Origin of the sequence: Bartonella sp. AA2SXKL, from assembly GCF_042197205.1 — a bacterium.
Classification (GTDB): Bacteria; Pseudomonadota; Alphaproteobacteria; order Rhizobiales; family Rhizobiaceae; genus Bartonella.
In genome coordinates this window covers 1-783 of record NZ_JBHIRN010000107.1, presented here as the reverse complement: position 1 = coordinate 783, position 783 = coordinate 1, and the positions used below count along the sequence as shown (strand labels likewise).

The 783-nt window shown below is 36.0% G+C and carries 1 protein-coding gene and 1 pseudogene; both read right to left on the bottom strand.

The window, feature by feature from the left end; all coding sequences use genetic code 11:
* Window positions 1-25: 25 nt before the first annotated feature.
* Window positions 26-573, bottom strand: a pseudogene (locus ACFINS_RS10075) (HipA N-terminal domain-containing protein).
* A 20-nt stretch (window positions 574-593) separates the two neighbouring features.
* On the bottom strand, window positions 594-783 hold a 190-nt coding region (locus tag ACFINS_RS10070), incomplete at its 5' end, for a type II toxin-antitoxin system Y4mF family antitoxin (protein WP_375706185.1).

Genomic DNA, 783 nt, shown 5'->3' with positions numbered 1-783 from the left:
TTAATGCCTATGAGTTTTGCTAATTTCATACAAAAAAGTCGTTATGCGCACTTTCATTATTATGCTCAATCAGCGGTTTCAAAAAGTAAGGAAGAGAAGCGCCTCCCTTAATAAGCTGAATATGGTTATCTTTAAAGCCAACCGCCAACTTATTTTGCCTTCCAGCAAGAGATAATCTATAGCCATCATTTCCAGCAAACATCGAATGACATTTGATGCACTCAAAAAATTCTTTTAACTGATCATCATTAAGAGTCTCTGTATCATCGGTTAGTAAATGTGGCACTTGTTTATGTGGATATAACGCGAGAGCTCCAGCACAATCCCCACCAACAACTTCAAGCAAAGCAAAAGCATTTCGCTCCAAAAGTCTTAAATGATTTACCAAACAATGTCGTACATTCTCATCGGACAAAAGAAAGCTTTGACTGATTGTCCTTTATAAGCTTTAAAACTGAGAGGAAGAGCAACAGAAATATTCTGTAAATTTTGATGCACATAATCTCTATCGTAGAGAAATATCAGATCTCCATTTATTTTTTGATGTAATTGTCCGGTTAGTTTTGTGTACAAATAAACGTCAAATATACGGGTTATAATTTTTCATTCCCAATCTGAACATCGAGACCTAACATTGCAAGCACATGTATGGTTTTTCCAACATGACAAGACTCTTTGCCTCTTTCTAAATCACGGATAAACCGCACACCAACCCCTGATGTAGCTGCTAACTGTTCTTGTGTTAATCCTTGTTTTTTACGTGTATTTCTAACAATAAAACCC